This is a genomic window from Bacillus sp. MUM 116 (genome assembly GCF_001866655.1).
Taxonomy (GTDB): Bacteria; Bacillota; Bacilli; order Bacillales; family Cytobacillaceae; genus Neobacillus.
The window spans coordinates 1-16,945 of the sequence record NZ_MLYR01000080.1 but is presented as its reverse complement, the minus strand read 5'-3'; the positions used below and the strand labels follow the sequence as shown (position 1 = coordinate 16,945).

The 16,945-nt window shown below is 35.3% G+C and carries 12 protein-coding genes; 10 read left to right on the top strand and 2 right to left on the bottom strand.

The features are described from left to right. The first annotated feature begins 9 nt into the window (after positions 1 to 9). Complete coding sequence (locus BIV60_RS18455; protein WP_071357179.1) at positions 10 to 945, top strand: AEC family transporter; 936 nt, start codon at positions 10 to 12, stop codon at positions 943 to 945. Between the two features lie 313 nt (positions 946 to 1,258). Here the strand turns inward: BIV60_RS18455 and BIV60_RS18450 are convergent, their stop codons facing one another. Next, the gene (locus BIV60_RS18450; protein ID WP_071357178.1) at positions 1,259 to 2,893 is read right to left on the bottom strand and encodes a PucR family transcriptional regulator; all 1,635 of its coding nucleotides are present in this window, start codon (positions 2,891 to 2,893) and stop codon (positions 1,259 to 1,261) included. A 520-nt stretch (positions 2,894 to 3,413) separates the two neighbouring features. On the opposite strand from BIV60_RS18450, the gene BIV60_RS18445 reads away from it, so the two are divergent. The 5 genes from BIV60_RS18445 to yhfH all read left to right on the top strand — a co-directional run bounded on the left by BIV60_RS18445 (position 3,414) and on the right by yhfH (position 8,835). Then, positions 3,414 to 4,772 carry an allantoinase gene (locus BIV60_RS18445; protein WP_071357177.1) on the top strand — a complete coding sequence of 453 codons (1,359 nt, stop codon included), beginning with the start codon at positions 3,414 to 3,416 and terminating at the stop codon, positions 4,770 to 4,772. Between the two features lie 269 nt (positions 4,773 to 5,041). Further along, positions 5,042 to 5,806, top strand: coding sequence for a (S)-ureidoglycine aminohydrolase (gene allE, locus BIV60_RS18440; protein WP_071357176.1), 765 nt, complete (start codon positions 5,042 to 5,044; stop codon positions 5,804 to 5,806). A gap of 130 nt (positions 5,807 to 5,936) precedes the next feature. Next, positions 5,937 to 6,323, top strand: a complete 387-nt coding sequence (locus BIV60_RS18435) for a cupin domain-containing protein (RefSeq protein WP_256218461.1) — start codon at positions 5,937 to 5,939, stop codon at positions 6,321 to 6,323. A gap of 223 nt (positions 6,324 to 6,546) precedes the next feature. After that, positions 6,547 to 7,845: a uracil/xanthine transporter gene (locus BIV60_RS18430; protein ID WP_071357174.1), complete on the top strand. Its 1,299-nt coding sequence runs from the start codon at positions 6,547 to 6,549 to the stop codon at positions 7,843 to 7,845. 807 nt (positions 7,846 to 8,652) lie between these two features. Beyond that, entirely contained in the window at positions 8,653 to 8,835 is a 183-nt protein-coding gene (gene yhfH, locus BIV60_RS18425; RefSeq protein WP_071357173.1) for a protein YhfH, read from the top strand. Positions 8,836 to 9,743: 908 nt separating this feature from the next. Here the strand turns inward: yhfH and BIV60_RS18420 are convergent. Then, positions 9,744 to 10,118, bottom strand: a complete 375-nt coding sequence (locus BIV60_RS18420; RefSeq protein WP_071357172.1) for a hypothetical protein — start codon at positions 10,116 to 10,118, stop codon at positions 9,744 to 9,746. A 290-nt stretch (positions 10,119 to 10,408) separates the two neighbouring features. Here BIV60_RS18420 and BIV60_RS18415 point away from each other — a divergent pair, with 290 nt between their 5' ends. The 4 genes from BIV60_RS18415 to BIV60_RS18400 all read left to right on the top strand — a co-directional run bounded on the left by BIV60_RS18415 (position 10,409) and on the right by BIV60_RS18400 (position 16,757). Further along, positions 10,409 to 11,758, top strand: a complete 1,350-nt coding sequence (locus tag BIV60_RS18415) for an FAD-binding oxidoreductase (RefSeq protein ID WP_071357171.1) — start codon at positions 10,409 to 10,411, stop codon at positions 11,756 to 11,758. A 1,033-nt stretch (positions 11,759 to 12,791) separates the two neighbouring features. Next, on the top strand, positions 12,792 to 13,733 hold the full coding sequence (locus tag BIV60_RS18410) for a fumarylacetoacetate hydrolase family protein (protein WP_083402318.1): 942 nt from the start codon (positions 12,792 to 12,794) through the stop codon (positions 13,731 to 13,733). A 114-nt stretch (positions 13,734 to 13,847) separates the two neighbouring features. Continuing rightward, positions 13,848 to 15,164: a purine-cytosine permease family protein gene (locus BIV60_RS18405; RefSeq protein ID WP_071357170.1), complete on the top strand. Its 1,317-nt coding sequence runs from the start codon at positions 13,848 to 13,850 to the stop codon at positions 15,162 to 15,164. Positions 15,165 to 15,263: 99 nt separating this feature from the next. Beyond that, the gene (locus BIV60_RS18400; RefSeq protein ID WP_071357169.1) at positions 15,264 to 16,757 is read left to right on the top strand and encodes an amidase family protein; all 1,494 of its coding nucleotides are present in this window, start codon (positions 15,264 to 15,266) and stop codon (positions 16,755 to 16,757) included. Positions 16,758 to 16,945 lie beyond the last annotated feature (188 nt).

The following is a 16,945-nucleotide window of genomic DNA, read 5'->3' as shown; positions in this document are numbered from 1 at the left end:
AGGATAAAAATGGGAATTTTATTAATTATTCAATCAATTATAATAATTAGCATTCTAATTACAATCGGTGCTTTTTTTTCAAAAACATTTTCTTTCAATGAGCATACTCGAAAGATGTTTATTAGTTTGATTGTAAATGTAGCAATGCCATGTATTATCCTATCAAGTATCTTTCAAGTGGATTTGGATAGTGAGACATTTAAATTAATTGCTTTCGTTTTTCTGATATCTATATTTATTAATCTATTAGGTATTGGGCTTGGCTGGGGGCTTGCAAATATTTTTCAAAGACATTCAAAGAAAAAAAGAGAACTGTCTATATTATCGGGATTAGGGAATACAGGGTTTATCGGAATCCCATTATGCGCTGCACTTATTGGACCTAAAGGTGCACTATTTGCTGCTATATTTGATGCTGGTGTAGATTTTACAATCTGGACAGTCGGTGTCTTAATTCTACAGAAAAAAGGGAGTTTTACATTTCAAACCTTAAAAGCAATGGTAAATATTCCAACTGCTGCAATTGTCGTTGGAATTGTGCTTGCATTTTTCAATATAAAGCCTCCTCATTTACTTATTCAAGTGACAGAACAGTTAGCGGGGATGGCTGCACCGCTTGCTATGTTTTACATCGGTGTGCTTATTATGACACTAAGACGTGAAAAAGTTCGAGAATCAAGTCAGCAAGTATGGATTCCAATTTCTGTTAAACTAATTATAATGCCTTTAGTTGTTGCACTGATGATTCATATCTTTTCTGTTGAAACGGAAATTACGCAAACTGTGTTGATTCAATCGATGATGCCATCTCTAACTCTTGCTACCATTTTATTTTCTAAATACTCAGCAGATGAAGAGCTTGGAACCATTACAACAGTGCTATCGACCATTATTTCATTATCAACCATTCCAATCATGTTTTTATTAATAAATACTATATTTTAGATCAATCTATTACTATCATTTATATTCTTAGTTAGAAAATGGTCGAATACTTGAGAAAACCCATCTTTATTTTAAGAATATGTGATATTTTGTCAGGGATTCAAGATTACTTGGATCCTTTGCTATTTATATAGGTTATGCGGGACAGGTGAGACCCAAGTAGGCGTTTCCGCGAGGAGGCTCACCGCCCGCCCCGCGGAAAGCGAGCATCTGGAGAGGAAATCAACCACTCCTCACTACTAAGTAAATGGCAACAAAGTTTGCTAAAACAGTCTTTGATTTTCATTGAAAGGTCTGATTAACTCCCTCTCATTTAAGTGAAATTTGATCGTAAAAGTAACGCGATCCGTAATTGCAGCGAATCTTGTGAATCATGGATGGAAGAGTTTAAAATTTCCTCACATTTGGCAATTCGATATTTCACTGTATTTCTGTGTACATACAATTTTCTGGAGGTAATGGCAATTTCACAATTATTATCTAAATAGACAAATAAAGTATTAACTAAGTCTTCTTCATCCTTATTTTTCGGATATGCCAGAGAGCGCAACGTATTTTCGTAAAATTTCCGCAGATCTTTTTCAGGAATTAATCGAATCAGTTCCTTTAATTGCTTCGTTTCATAAAAATTTATAAATTTGTATTGAAACAATTCTTCTCCTTGTTTCCACGCCTTCACCGCTTCTTCATATGTTACAGGAATATTGGTAAGATCATTAAAAAAGTTACCGATTCCAAACGAGAGTGAAATTTTCAAATTTGTATAAGCCTCATCCTGAAATTCTATAAGTCTTTCTTCAATTGAGCTTTTATTTGGCTCATCAATATTTGAAGGAAACTGCATTAAAATCACAAAATATGAATCTTTCATGCAAACGATGTTTTTATTATCGATTTTTAAAAATGATTGCTTAAAAAATTTATATAAATAATCGTATATCCTATTCATGATATCTGTGCTTTGTTTATTATCATCTATCTTACATACAATGCAAACGTATTTCTGATTGTCTAATAGGCCATACTGTTTTCCCATGTGAATAATTTCTTGTTTAGTAGATACGTTTCCATCAACAAGCGAAGCAAAAAAGTGATTTTCTAACATACGGCTGTTCTCTCTAATCGCCTCGTTTTTAAGCAAGGTGAATGATATGACAGTTGATGCTTGCTCGATGGCTAATTGTGAAGAAGGATATGGCAGTTTCTCCGGATTTAAAATGATCATTAAATATGGATATGGGTTCATCGTTTTTACTCTAAACATTTTTAACGAAATTCCTGGATGATGTTCACGAGTGATATCGATTGTAAGTTCATTTTTTTCTCGGTAGTTATCAAGATTACGTTTAAAATGATCCTCCACATTTTCCATGACGATTTTCATATTTCCCGTTTGAAAATGGTGGGAAAACGATGTTACATCACCGATAGGATCTAGAAGGAGAACAGGACATTTTAATAAAGAACCAAGGTTTTCGATTAAAGAATGCAAACTATAGCCTTTCATCATCATATTGGTAAATTTCTTGTGTACATGAATCGCGTAAAATAATTCTTCAATTTGGTTATCCCAAATAAAGCTTAATAATTGATGGGCAACCGTACCTAATGTTAATGATTCCGGAATTTGAATGATTGGAAATTGTAATGAGTCAGCTAAATCGATTACCTCTTGTGGAATGACATCAATGAATCGTTTAAGCTTAATCGCAATTCCAGCACATGGACGCTCATTTATTTGCGAAATGAGATTACCTAACTGCTGCGGGGCATCTTTAAAGGCGTAGCCTGTCGTCAATAATAAGGAATTTTCGGCTAAAAAATTGATGACGTCAGGAGTTTCTGATATCTCAATTGATTCAACTTTCCTTTTGAGTCCGGCATGTCCAGCGAGAATTTTTGCTTCTTGTAATACATCTACGAAAAATAAATCTTCGACAATTTTCATTCTAACCCCTCTTTTACCTTCCTTTTGCCAAGTATATTTTTAATGATTGAACAAGTATAGATATTTTTTTGTTTTGTTTAAACAAAAATCTCTAACTAAATTGTTTAGAGTGAATAATGATTTTGAAAATTAAATCATTTAAAATTAATTGTACAAAGAATTGATGTGGAATGAAACTGTTTTTAAAAAATTGCACAAAAGGATTCTTATTATGTAAACGATCTAAGATGGAATACAAATGGGGAATTGGTCATTCTATTAGGTAATGGAGTCTTCACAGGTATCATTTTTGCATTCATTATTAATACAGCTCTTGTTCATAATGGATTATTTACTACGATAAAAGGTTAGCAGCAGGAACATATAGCGAAATGTGCTTAATCGTAAAGAAGAGTTATTTTACAAATAATTTGAATATTGGTAGTATTTACAAAAGTGGATTAAAGTTTTTCTAATTTGTTAAGAAGAATGGACTAAATCATTTATTATCATGTGGTTTTTACTATAGGGGAGGGAAACTATGGGTACATATGATTTAATTATTAGAAATGGAAATATTGTAATAGACACGATTGTTCAAGGGGATATTGCCATTAAAGACGGGAAAATTAAAGAAATGTCTGTCGGGAAAAGTTTAGCAGCAACTGCAGAGAAGGAGATTGATGCAAGTGGACAGCACATCCTACCTGGATTAATTGATACCCATGTCCACTTTAATGAGCCAGGCAGGACTGAATGGGAAGGGGCACGAACAGGTAGTAGAAGTTTAGCAGCAGGTGGGGTAACAACCTATTTTGATATGCCATTAAATAGTACACCTCCAACAATTAATAAAGAAAATTTGGAATTAAAAAGAGCCTTGTCCGAAGAAAAGTCGGTTGTCAATTGCCGCTTCTGGGGTGGACTTGTACCAGAAAATATTGAGAATATTAAGGAACTCTATGAAAATGGGGTTATTGGTTTTAAGGCTTTTATGTCGCCAAGTGGAATTGCCGATTTCAATCATGTAGATGATAGGGCGATTTTTAAAGGAATGAATGAAATCGCTTCAATCGGTTCTTTATTAGCAGTACATGCCGAAAGTACGGTCATTTGTGATCAGCTCGCTGAAGAAAAACAAAGGCAAAATAAAACATCTGCTAGAGACTTTGTAGAATCAAGACCGATTATTTCCGAAATTGAAGCGGTAAGAAGGATTATTTCGTATGCTGAAGCGACAGGTTGTAAACTGCATATCGTTCATGCGAGCAGCCGAAAAGTCGTCGAAGTCATTAATGAGGCTAAGCAGAGAGGTGTAGATATTACTGTGGAAACATGTCCTCATTATTTATCATTGACTTTGAAAGACTTAGAGGAAAAAGGCGGGGTGGCAAAATGTTGTCCACCACTGCGAGATGATCAAGAAGTAGAACAGCTATGGCTTGCTGTAGCAAATGGTGAAATTGATGTCATAGCTTCTGACCATTCTCCTGCACCGCCAAGCATGAAAAAAGTAACAAATGGAGACTTTTTCAAGGCTTGGGGCGGTATTTCAGGTGCTCAATCTACACTGAATATTATGTTGACTGAAGGGTATTTTAATCGTAATCTGCCTTTAGAAAAGATTGTTGAGTTAACGGCTGCGAATCCTGCTAAGCTGTTCGGACTTTATCCGCAAAAAGGAATCATTGCCGTTGATAGTGATGCCGATCTGGCAATAGTAAATCTAAACGAAAGCTTCGAGCTGAAACAGGAAGATTTGTTCTACCGCCATCAGCAATCCCCATATGTTGGAAAAACCTTTAAAGGAAAAGTGACAACAACGATCGTAAATGGAAAGGTTGTCTTTGAAAATGGCAATATTACAATTGGGGAAAAAACCGAAATCAACTCCAAATAATACCATATATTAGGAAGCAAAAAGCTAATAACAGGACTAGATAACTGTCTCATGTCCTATTATTAGCTTTTTTAGATGTTTAAAGAAAAGTGGGAGATATGCAAGGACTAAGAAAATAGTAGAAGTAAAAGTCTCAATTTATCCAAAGTAAACAAAAATAAAAAGTGTTTTTATTCATTAGTGATAATGACGAATGAAGTGAAAACGATTAACATTTAATTAGAAACGAATAATTCAAAGAATAAAAGCATAAGGGGAGTTTAAATAAGATGGGTTATCCTAAAGACTTATTATCAAGCAGATCAATCATTGAGCACGGTAAATATGCATTAATCGCACCTGAAGGTTTGGTTAACAATGTAATTCCAGGATTTGAAAATTGCATTATTTCGATTTTAGGTTCACCAAAACTTGGAGCAAGCTTTGTTGATTACGTTGTAACCATGCAGCAAGATGGTAAAAATAGTGAGGGATTCGGCGGGGAAGAAAATATCGAGACGTTCGTCTATGTTATTGAAGGCAAAATTAAAGCTGCTGCAGGTGAGCAAGAATTTATTCTTGAAGAAAGCGGATATTTATACTGTCCTCCAGGAACAAAAATGTATTTAGAAAACCAATGGGGCGGAGAATCAAAACTATTCCTTTACAAACAAAAATATCGTCCACTTGAAGGACGGAAACCATGGGTTTATTCAGACCATGCGAACAAGATTGAATATAGAAATTATGATGATATGCATAATGTCAATATTAAAGATCTTTTACCGACAGACCTAGATTTTGATATGAATTTTCACATTCTTTCTTTTGACCCTGCTGCATGCCATCCGTTTATCGAAACACATGTACAAGAGCATGGTGCCTACTTACTTTCAGGAGAAGGTATGTATAATCTAGACAATCAATGGGTTCCAGTGAAAAAAGGAGATTACATTTTTATGGGACCATATGTACATCAGGCAGCTTATGCTGTAGGCAGAGAAAATTTAACATACGTTTATTCTAAAGATTGCAACCGTGACGCTGCCTTGTAAATAAGCATAATGATAGCTTAAATGAAGAATAGAAAGAAAATATATTCTTCATTGTTAATGATCATATATAAAATTCGCAACAAAGTATGCGAAAATAGCAAAAAAAATAAGAAAAATGAGGTGTTGGGAAGTGGAAGGGAAAGCGACTTTGACAAACATCGAAGCGATAAAAGCAGAAAGAGTTTTCGAAATTGATAAGATCGCAAAATTTGATCCTGATGAAGCGCAAAAAAACTATTTCTATGAAACAGATAAAACAGTTGGAGCCGTTTGGTGTCTTGAGCCTGGCCAGGAATTATATTTACATTCCCATTCGAATGTTGATGATATTTGGGTTTGCATGGAGGGGGAAGGAATTTATTTCCCGGACTTAGAGAATGAAATTCCGATTAAAAAAGGCATGGTATTATTAGCTAAACCTAATCAAATTCATGGAATGAGAAATACAGGAACAGAGCGATTCATGTTTGTAGGCTTTGCTGCTGGTTCATTGCCAATGGATATTACGAGATATTAATAGTAAAAATGAATGTATAAACTATAAATTTGTTAAACTAAATATGTAAGTATATGTCTTTAAAAAGTCGATTGATGCTTTAAACATTCATATAATAAGTGATTGAAGAGGAGCGATTGTAATGAAGACAGTCGCTTCTCTTCATTTTATATAAATAAATCCTATATATTTCAATCAGGAGGATTCATAAAGTAATCATTGTTTTTGGAAGAGGTGTCGATTCATGATAAAGCAAGGAGCGGTTGTAGCGTTCTTGTCTCCTGCACAGTGGCTTTTTTTTATGTTTGCCAATACGGTTGTTGTTCCAATTTCTGTTGGAGCTGCGTTTCAGCTTCCTGCCGAAACGATTGAAATGACGATAAGATGCTCTTTTATCTTTACAGGCATTGCTAGTATACTGCAGGCCTGGGTTGGCCATCGTTATCCATTATTGGATAGCCACTCTGGATTAATGTGGGGCTTAATGCTAAATATGGGGATTTCGGCTTCCGCACTTGGGATGGACTATGCAACAGTTGGGGGAGGAATTACAACAGGTTTTCTGCTCGCAGGAGCTGTAACTGTTCTAATTGCAGTGTTCAATTTTATTTCGATTATACAAAAAATCATTAATCCGATGGTAATAAGCGTATATATTTTTTTGCTAACCTTTCAGCTCATCTTTATTTTTTTCAAAGGAATGTTCAAAATAACTGAAAATGGGACAATTGATCTCCCTGTTAGTTTTGTTTCAATTGGGGTTGTTATTTTCGTAGCTCTATTAAAGATTAAAGGCGGAAGAGTTTTTGGCAATTTTTCGATTCTGATAGGAATTGTTGTAGGATGGTTAGTGTATCGACTTATTTTCCCTTCAGCTCTTTCGGTAGAAGGCTCTTCTAGTATGGCATTCACCATATTTCCTCTTGGAGCTCCGAACTTAGAGCCAGGGATTGTTTTCGTCTCTTTTTTTGCATCCCTTCTGACTTTGACGAATTCTTTTGCCTCCATTCAAGCTGCTGCAGATGTATATAAGGAAAAGGTAGAAAGAAAACAATACAAAAGCTCAATTTTTTTAACGGGGATTTTTGGGGTTATCACTGCCATTTTTGGCTTAGTTCCTTTTACACCCTTTACATCCACAATCGGATTTTTACAAAGTACAAAATTATATAGGAGAAAGCCGTTTATGATTAGCGGTTTCGTGTTTATCCTCCTTGGAATTATCCCGCCTTTAGCTGAATTTTTAGGAACCATGCCACTAACAATAGGCAATGCGGTTTTATTTGTCGCGTATCTTCAATTGTTTGGGACAGCATTAAACAGCTTAAAGGGTACATTCTTTAACTCGGAAACGATATTCCGTTTAGCAGGCCCGGTACTAATTGGAGTCAGTCTTATGAATATCCCTCCGGCCTTATTCGGCAGTTTTCCAGTTCTATTGCAACCATTAATTACAAACGGTCTCATTATGGGTGTAATCATATCGATCATTTTAGAGAAAATGGTTGATTGGAATAAGGTAACAACGAAATTAGCTGGATAGACATTACGATAAATAAAGAAAATTGAATTGAAAACTTTTCTTTATTTGTCGTCACTTATGAAAAATAGGGGTCATTTTTATACTCGACTTAATCTATCAAATGATATGGCGGATGTGCATGATCGTTCCGATTGCCTCTTGATAACCCGGCTTAATCTTTTTCGGCAAATGATTTACCAGCGATTAAGCTGGAAGGGAAAATTAATTATGATACGGCACCCCTTAATTTTGACGAAAATATATTCTGAATATTCTTGAAATAATTTCTTATCTATGATAAAATTCATTTCAACAAAAGATTTAAGAGAAACTGTATTTCTTAATAAGCAACACATAATAGAAAGGCGTGATATTTATGAAATAAAAAAAGAAAGGTGGCTACAATAACTGGCACGTAAACGAGTTCCTTAAAAACCGGAAATTTCCTATTGAAAGTATCCAGTCATAGTTAAACTTGGAAGTTAAATTTTTAAAAAAGTCATTTCCTTAAAATTCTGTAAATATGCACTTATAAACTTAAGTACCTATATTAGCTTTGGTCCTTAATGGTAGCAAGCATTGGCAGGTAATATCGGTGATTATTATAATGGTTGTTATATTTTAATATCGACTAAAAAAATAACTTGGTAATACAGGTCTTTTTTATTAAGCTTAAAATGAAACATCGTTGTTTATTATAAAACGGTAATGTGGCCATCTAATTATTAATAAAAATTGTATTAATGAAATGTATACTTTTATACCAATGAACTAGTTAGACTGAAATTTCATTCAGGATTAATAAACTAGATTAAGAGGAGGATTTTTATGTGCGCAAATATTACAATTGAACGGAAAGACACTGATTACCTTGGGTTTTATAAAAATCTCCCTTCAAAAATTTGTTTTGATTGCGGCTATGTTATTATCGAACAGCATGAATCGTATCTGACTAAGTGTGAACATTGCTTAAAGAAAGAGATTGAGATTGGAATAAAAAATGAATATTGAAAAAGCGGTGTAATACAAGAGCTTTTGAATTTCTCATTTCTCGGTAAGTACCTTGAGTATAAAAAAGAAAAGTGTGGGATTACTGGGAAAGCTCAAATAACAACCATCGCTTTATAACTTAATCATAGGTAAGTGCTGAGGAGGAAATAAAAACTCTCTTAGCACTTTTTTTATTTAAGTCACTTAGAAATTGATTTAAGCAGATAATATCCAATCGGGGGGGCGTTATTCCATTCAGTGATATAAATAAATGAGAGAAAAAGAAAAATAAAGTGTCGATAGCTTTAATCACTTGTAACAGTTTCTCTTTGAAATTTTATGTAGTTCAAATGGCGCCTTTAGCCCATTTTTTAAGCTTGTAAACATATACCTTCGTGAATTCATCCTAAATCTTGTAAGTTAAAAAGCTAATATTTAGAGTGCTGTTTCTTTTATTAAAATTCTGTTTTATCAGAATTCAGTATTTTGCGATTGGTACGCTTAAATCCTGCATGTTATTTAGATACCCGAGAGCAAAACCAGTGAGCAGCTAAATCCGTTTTTCTCTATTGTTGTCTAAAGATCATAAATCTTTTGTAATTTTATGTTTAATTTACCCTCGACAAAGGTAAAAACAGCAGTAAGATCAATTATTTTTTAATGACCCAAACTTATAATTTTTAATTATTATCCTTGTTTGAAAAATTACCACTAAAAACAGTGGTAATAAGTAAATTATTTACGTATTCACCATTGTCTCCATATAATGCTGGATTATATGAAGGGTTACCATTGGAAATTTGTTGTGATATTTACGTGGACTATTTCTTAAATAATTGCGTTCAGTTAGATCTGTAGGTATCAAAACAGGGATTTTTAAAATAAAGTATGGCGGCGTTAATACAATGTGCTTTCCTCTAGATAATAATTTATGGATTATACGGATTTGGTGGAATAATAGGAATAGGGCAGAGAGAGGTTACGATATTGTACTGGTGTTTAAGATGAATTTGCATATTTACTCCGGCAGTCGCAAGCTCACCTATTATCCCGCTGAAGGTGTTTGGGATGTTATCTGGTGAGTTCGTTGGACCAAAAGTAACCGGACCCTTGGTCATCTCAATCAGTGCGTTCCAACGCGTTATGATTGGAAGCATTTGATCGTTAGAAAGGAACCGATTGAGCTGCGCGCGACGCGGTTTAGTCATCGAAACGACGATCGATGTTTGCATATGTCCTTCAACGCTGTAGGTAAGCATGCCCGTAGTTGGGTTCCATTCGATGAGTACAGTATTAAGATTCATATTTATCCCTCCTTTAAAAATAAGATTTAATTTATCATATGCTTGTCCTCAAAATCAGTTCGGATACTTTTTTCAGCATATATGAGATTTTTGTATAACCCGCAGGAAACAGTAGGCTATAATGGCGACCACTTGGTATCAGATACTCACCAGTATCAAGATTATGGAGCAAAGCAACACTATGAACATTATTAACTCCTTATATTTCCCCATATAGCTGCCTATGTCTTTTTTTAAAATTCCCCATAGTATATTACATATCTCAAAACTATTGTGAAAGGGGTTATGTATTGAAAAAGACGGAGCTTACTGGACGAATCGTGACACCTGATGATCCTGAATATAGACAGGCAAGAATAAATAATAATTTAAGCATCCCAATATTCCCAAGGGTTATTGTATTTTGTCAGAATGTCCAAGATGTCTTAAATGCAGTGAGATGGGTGAGGGAGAAAAATATACCGTTTCGAGTGAGGAGCGGCCGGCATAGCTATGAAAATTTTTCATTAGTTAATGGTGGTCTTATCATTGATGTAAGCGAAATGGACAGAATCACATTCAATCGTAAATCCATGACGGTAAAAATAGAGGCTGGTGCAAATTTAGGACAAGTATATAATACATTATGGAAATATGGTACAACCATTCCCGCAGGAACCGAAAGTAGTGTGGGGCTTGTTGGACTTACACTCGGCGGGGGGATTGGGATGTTAACCCGCTTGTTTGGGCTAACTTGTGACAATTTGGTTGAAATTGAAATGGTAAAAGCAAGTGGACGTAAAGATGCTGAATTGATTAAAGCAAACAAAACAGAACATAGTGATCTTTTTTGGGCTTGCTGTGGGGGAGGAGGAGGAAACTTTGGTGTTGTTACTTCCCTTACATTCAATGTGCACCCCATTTCCAAGGTGTCAGTATTCTCTATTATATGGGAGTGGGAAGATTTAGAAGCTGTATTTAATGCCTGGCAGAGTTGGGCGCCAAATACGGATGAACACCTTACATCAGAAATTGAATTAAAATCAAGAAAAGCAAACCAAATTATTGTTCAAGGTGAATTTGTAGGCACATCATCCAGGTTAAAACAGATTCTCCAACCTTTAACCAACACTGGTTCACCTACAAGTGTATCGATAAAGGAAATCCCCTATATTAAGGCAGTGCGATTTTTTGACGATCCAAGTGGGAATCGACCAGCCCTGCTTAAAAGATCAGGATCTTTTCTTAATACACCTTTTCCTAAGGAAGCAATCTCGAAGATGAAACAATTATTAGCCAATGCTCCAAATGAAAATTCAAGTATCTGGCACCAATCTCTTGGAGGAGCAGCCGGTAGGGTTGCCCCAAATGCAACTGCTTTCTACTACCGGAAAGCCATTATTGCACAGGAGTATCTTGCTACATGGAAAGATCCAGATGATGAAGAGATTAACATTCGCTGGATCGAAGAATTAAGGCGAGCCTTATCACCTTATACAACAGGTGACTATGTAAATTGGCCGGATCGTATTATTAGAAATTGGCCAACTGCATACTATGGTGAAAATTTTAACAGGCTTCGCGAAGTGAAAACTAAATATGATCCATTTAATCTATTTAACTTTCCTCAAAGCATCCCACCTTTTATTAGGTGGCTATAAAGAAAATTTGCAGTGGTAGTTCGATAATTAATTTAAAAGAGTAGTAGAACAAAAAGAGATTCATAAATTTTGAATCTCTTTTTATTTATGGATGAGTTGGGAGGTAGTTATTGAAGCTTTTAAGTGAGAATTAGTCTAAGATTCTTTTCTATCAGACTTCAATTTTCTGTTTTGTTGCAACAGCAAATCTAATCTACGAACAAGTATTTCCTTCTTTTTTTTCTTCTCTAACAATTTACTTTTAAGATTAAATGCCATATTTGCACCTCAAAAAAATTTAATTTTAGAATTTTGATTATCAAAGACTTATATTGATAAGTTGAAGGCTGATAGTAAATTCGTATTGGTTCGTAAGAAAGTTATTAACTCCCTGTCTTGCTGAATGTGATCGGACTTTTTGCTTAACGCTGATATTATTCGACAAAATTCTTGATAAATATATCATATTATTCGACAAAATGTTACATAAGAGGTGAAAAAATTTAAGGGGTGAGAGAATCCTAAGAGTGGATTTAATTTATTTGTTTGTTAAGGGTGTAATGATGTTAAACGAGTTACCTTCTGTTAAATAATTTTAAGAAAATTTAAAAATTAATATTGAATTTACAAAAATGTGATGGTATTCTTTATTTATGATTAATTAGAAACGCTGTTTTGTAATAAGCAACAAGGACGGTGCATATAACTAAAAGTCTTAATGATATTGGATTATCTGTCGACAGACGACATGGGAAGTGGAGTTTGAGAGCTCATATATTGATGTTTTTGTAAGCGGCTATCAGTAAATTACTTAATCATTTTTTTAATACCTTAAAAACTATTTAACCAATCATTTTGTAGGCGATTTAACGATTTAATTGAGGAGGTGTTCTCCAGAAAATAAGGTTACTGCTAGTAGTAAATCCAATGATAAGAAAGGGGAGTTAGAAAGGGAATACACACAAATTATATTGTTTGGAGGTACTGACTATCAAAGGAAGTATGACTCAAGAATAATTTGCGGAAAAAATATTGTTTTTAAAAGGGGAATAAAATGCGATTTGTATCTTTTGAAACAAAACCACTCGCCAAATATAGCTACGGAATTGAATGGGATGGAAAGATTGTTATCATTGCTGAATTATTGGAGGATACACAATTAGTAAAAAGACCTCCTACTTCAATGGCCGATTTTATTGAAGACCACGAATTCATATTACCTCTGATTTATGAAAACTGGAGTGCATGGTTTGAAAGCGGTTTACTTGATGAATTTGCTGTTCCTTCAGAATCTGTTAAACTATTAGCTCCGCTCCCACGACCACGTCGGGAAGTGATATGTTTAGGTTTAAATTATGAGGAGCATATTGAACAAAATTCAAAAGCAACAGGAGCTCCGTATCAATTGCCAGAAGTTCCAGTATTTTTTGCCAAGCCGGCATCCTCAGTTATAGGATCCAATGATTTTATTCATCTGGATCCGACATTAACGAATAAGCTTGATTATGAAATTGAGCTATGTTTTGTAATCGGTAAACGTGGGAGAAATATACCTGTTACTGCTGCCATGGATCACGTTTTTGGTTATACGATATTAAATGATATCAGCGCACGGGATCTTCAGTTTAGAGTTTCTCAATTTTATCAGGGAAAAGGCCTCGATACATTTTGCCCAGTTGGTCCTGCAATAGTAGACAAAGGAGAGATAACAGACCCTCATTCCCTTTTTATGACTTTACGTGTAAATGGAGAAGTTCGCCAAGAAATTTCTACCAGCTCAATGTTATTCCAGATCCCAGAAATTATTGCTGCAATTTCTGAAGGATTTACACTTGAACCTGGCGATATCATCGCAACAGCTACACCTGGGGGTTGTGGCTATGCAAGTGATCCTCCAAGATTTTTGAAGGATGGCGATGTGGTAGAGTGCGAAATTCAGCCAATTGGAGTTTTAACAAATAGAGTAAAGAAAATTGAAAGAAGTTATGAACTGTGATTGACGAATCCCCATTGATTTAGACAACTGATTCACATGAACCATCTTAGAGAAACCTACTAGTTTGATTTGCTCTATTAATTTATTTGCTAGTCTTAATTAGGAGGTAATAAAATGAGTAAAGAAATGGAACAAAGGTCTTTAGATCCTGAATTTGAACAGGTAGCTGTTCCAAAAGACTACCGGAAATCTTTAGGTTCAATAGTTGCTGTATGGTTTGGATTCCCAATGCAATTATTTAGTGCTGTATTTGGCGGTACTGTTGTGGCTCAGTTAGGGTTTGTAAATGGAGCAATAGGTATGCTTTTAGGAAATCTTGCTTTGTTTATATTCGTCGGATTCCTTAGTTACCGTGCTGGGGAAACTGGATTAAACTTTAATCTATTAGCTAAAGAATCCTTTGGGAAAAGGGGATATTATTTAGTTTCTGGTTTGCTTGCAGTAGTCGTAATTGGTTGGTTTGCAGTTAATGTAGGGTTAACTGGAGCAATGATGCATAATACATTTGGATATAATGAAATCCTGATGATTATAGTGGGTGGTTTGATTTATATCGCAATCACCTTCTTGGGAATAAAGGCACTATCTGTTTTAGGCTGGATTGCCGCTCCACTTTATGTTGTTCTCAGTATTGTGGCAATTGTGTTTGCAGTAAAATCAGGAGTTACTGGTATCTTGGAATATAAGCCTGTTGTTAGTTCTGCAGGAGCGATTACAATGGGTATGGTGGCGTCTATGGTTTTTGCCGGGTTTGCTGACTCTGGGACAATGACAGCGGATTTTACTCGTTGGTCCAAAAATGGAAGGGAAGCAGTTTTGGCATCAATTACTGCTTTTCCTGTAGGGAATTTAGTAGCCCAAATCGTAGGAGGAATTGTCGTAGCGACCGGAGTTATTCCTGATGCAGTTACGAATGGCGGAAATATTTTGATGGTTCTTACAGGCCATGGATCATTTTTATCTTTTGTCTCAGTTCTGTTTGTTTTCATTAGTTTAGGTTCTGTATGTACCCACTGTTTATACAATGGTGCAATTGGATGGTCCCACATGACTGGTAAAGGGATGAGGTCGATTACAGTTATGTTAGGAGTAATTGGTATAATTGCTGCATTATCTGGAATTTGGGGTAAATTACCTGAATGGTTTAACTTACTTGGAATTCTTGTTCCGCCAATTGGAACAATCATGATAATGGATCAAATTGTATTCCGAAAAACACAGAAGTCTGCATCAGAACGTTCATGGCGTCCACTAGCATTTGTTACGTGGGTAATCGCTTCCGGCATATCTTTATTCATTAACTTTAATGCACCACAACTGTCTGTTGCAATTATGAGTGTAGTGGCAACTGTGATTGTTTATCTAATTTGTAAAACAGTCGTCCAGCGGAATACATCATTGGCGATTGAGAATTCAGATAAATCTGTGTAGTCCGGGAATTTAGACTAAAAAATTATCTATTGTATACATTTTATTACTTTTATACATTAATAGAAAGGAAAGGCCATTTCTGGCTCTTTGGGAGAAAAAATGAGTACTATTCAAAAGACGTTTAATGTATTAGAAAAGACAATTGAAGAATTACAGGAAGCTTTAACAACGGGAGAAATTACATCCGTTGAGTTAGTACAAATTTATCTAGACCGTATTACTGCTTATGATAAATCTGGACCAAATTTGAAAAGCATAATTGGTGTTAACGAAAATGCACTCGTGGAAGCCGCACAAATTGATAAAGAAAGAATAGAAGGAAATTTACGAGGGCCCTTACATGGTATACCAATAATATTAAAGGATAACTTTGATACAGCTGATATGCCAACAACAGGTGGAGCCACGATACTTAAAGATTTCGTTCCGACAAAGGATGCATTTGTAGTAAAAAAACTGAGAGAAGCAGGAGCAATCATAATTGCGAAATCAAATCTTGGTGAATTAGCAATGTTACCTCAGAACTATAGTTCATTAGGAGGGCAGACGCTAAATCCATACGATTTAACAAGAACTCCTGGAAGTTCAAGCGGCGGTACAGGGGCTTCCATTGCCAGTAATTTTGCAACTGCTGGAATGGGAACTGATGGGGTAAATTCTATTCGTTCCCCTGGTTCAGCGAATAGTCTTGTGGGGTTTAGACCTACAAAAGGACTTTTAAGCCGTGAGGGAATTATCCCTGCTACAATTACTCAGGAAACGGTAGGACCGATAACGAGAACAGTACAGGATGCTGCAATTATGTTGGACGTGTTGGCCGGGTATAATCCCAATGATTCAACTACAGCATGGAATGTTAATCATATTCCAGCAACCTATACTGAATTCTTACAAAAAGATGGGTTAAAAGGGAAAAGGTTAGGTGTCCTAAAGACCTTATTTGGAAGTGATTCAGAGCATCAGGAAGTAAATAGTATTATGGAAAAGGCAATTGAGGATTTAAAAAATAACGGTGCCGAGATTGTCTACTTAGATATTCCAGAGCTTGATACCAATCGTGTTCTAGAAAAAGATGTTACTGTTTATGAATTTAAAACCCTATTTAATTCTTATTTGGAAGGCCATAGCACCAGTTCCTCCATAAAATCATTAAAGGAACTTATCGATTCGAAAACCTATGACAAAAGAATTGAAACCTTCTTATTGGATACACAGGCGTTAGAAAATCCATTGGAAGAAACGCAGTATAAGGAACGCTTGCTTTATGGTTTGGAGTTAAAGAACACTGTAATCAAATCTATGGCAGACAACAATCTTCATGCTATTGTATATCCCCATCAAAAACAGCTTGTTGCAAAGGTAGGGGAGCCACAGGCAGGGAGAAATGGTATTATAGGAGCCATAACAGGTTTTCCAGCTATAACGGTTCCTGCAGGTTTTTCAAGGCCTACCTTAACGGCTCCAATTGGGGTTCCAATTGGAATTGAATTTTTAGGACGTCCTTGGAGTGAACCTATTTTAATTGAAATCGCTTATTCATATGAACAAGCTACTCATCATAGACGGCCTCCTATTGTAACACCTGAATTATAGGTTACAGTATGTTTGAAAAATTCATAATATCATTGATTGTTTTTTGAAACGAAACTTTTTACAAAGGCTCTTTTCGTAAACTTTGTTACTTTTAGATCTTAATAAGAGTCCTTTACTAAGTTTCTAGGCCATTTTCGCAAATGTTCTTACAAAAAGATGCCACGAAGCATTTAGTTATACGGGTTGAT

What these genes read in the sequence shown, in the direction of transcription:
- BIV60_RS18400 (WP_071357169.1), top strand. Translation starts at nt 15,264, where the DNA reads ATGAGTACTATTCAAAAGACGTTTAATGTATTAGAAAAGACAATTGAA.
- BIV60_RS18445 (WP_071357177.1), top strand. Translation starts at nt 3,414, where the DNA reads ATGGGTACATATGATTTAATTATTAGAAATGGAAATATTGTAATAGAC.
- BIV60_RS18430 (WP_071357174.1), top strand. Translation starts at nt 6,547, where the DNA reads ATGATAAAGCAAGGAGCGGTTGTAGCGTTCTTGTCTCCTGCACAGTGG.
- yhfH (WP_071357173.1), top strand. Translation starts at nt 8,653, where the DNA reads ATGTGCGCAAATATTACAATTGAACGGAAAGACACTGATTACCTTGGG.
- allE (WP_071357176.1), top strand. Translation starts at nt 5,042, where the DNA reads ATGGGTTATCCTAAAGACTTATTATCAAGCAGATCAATCATTGAGCAC.
- BIV60_RS18405 (WP_071357170.1), top strand. Translation starts at nt 13,848, where the DNA reads ATGAGTAAAGAAATGGAACAAAGGTCTTTAGATCCTGAATTTGAACAG.
- BIV60_RS18410 (WP_083402318.1), top strand. Translation starts at nt 12,792, where the DNA reads ATGCGATTTGTATCTTTTGAAACAAAACCACTCGCCAAATATAGCTAC.
- BIV60_RS18420 (WP_071357172.1), bottom strand. Translation starts at nt 10,118, where the DNA reads ATGAATCTTAATACTGTACTCATCGAATGGAACCCAACTACGGGCATG.
- BIV60_RS18455 (WP_071357179.1), top strand. Translation starts at nt 10, where the DNA reads ATGGGAATTTTATTAATTATTCAATCAATTATAATAATTAGCATTCTA.
- BIV60_RS18450 (WP_071357178.1), bottom strand. Translation starts at nt 2,893, where the DNA reads ATGAAAATTGTCGAAGATTTATTTTTCGTAGATGTATTACAAGAAGCA.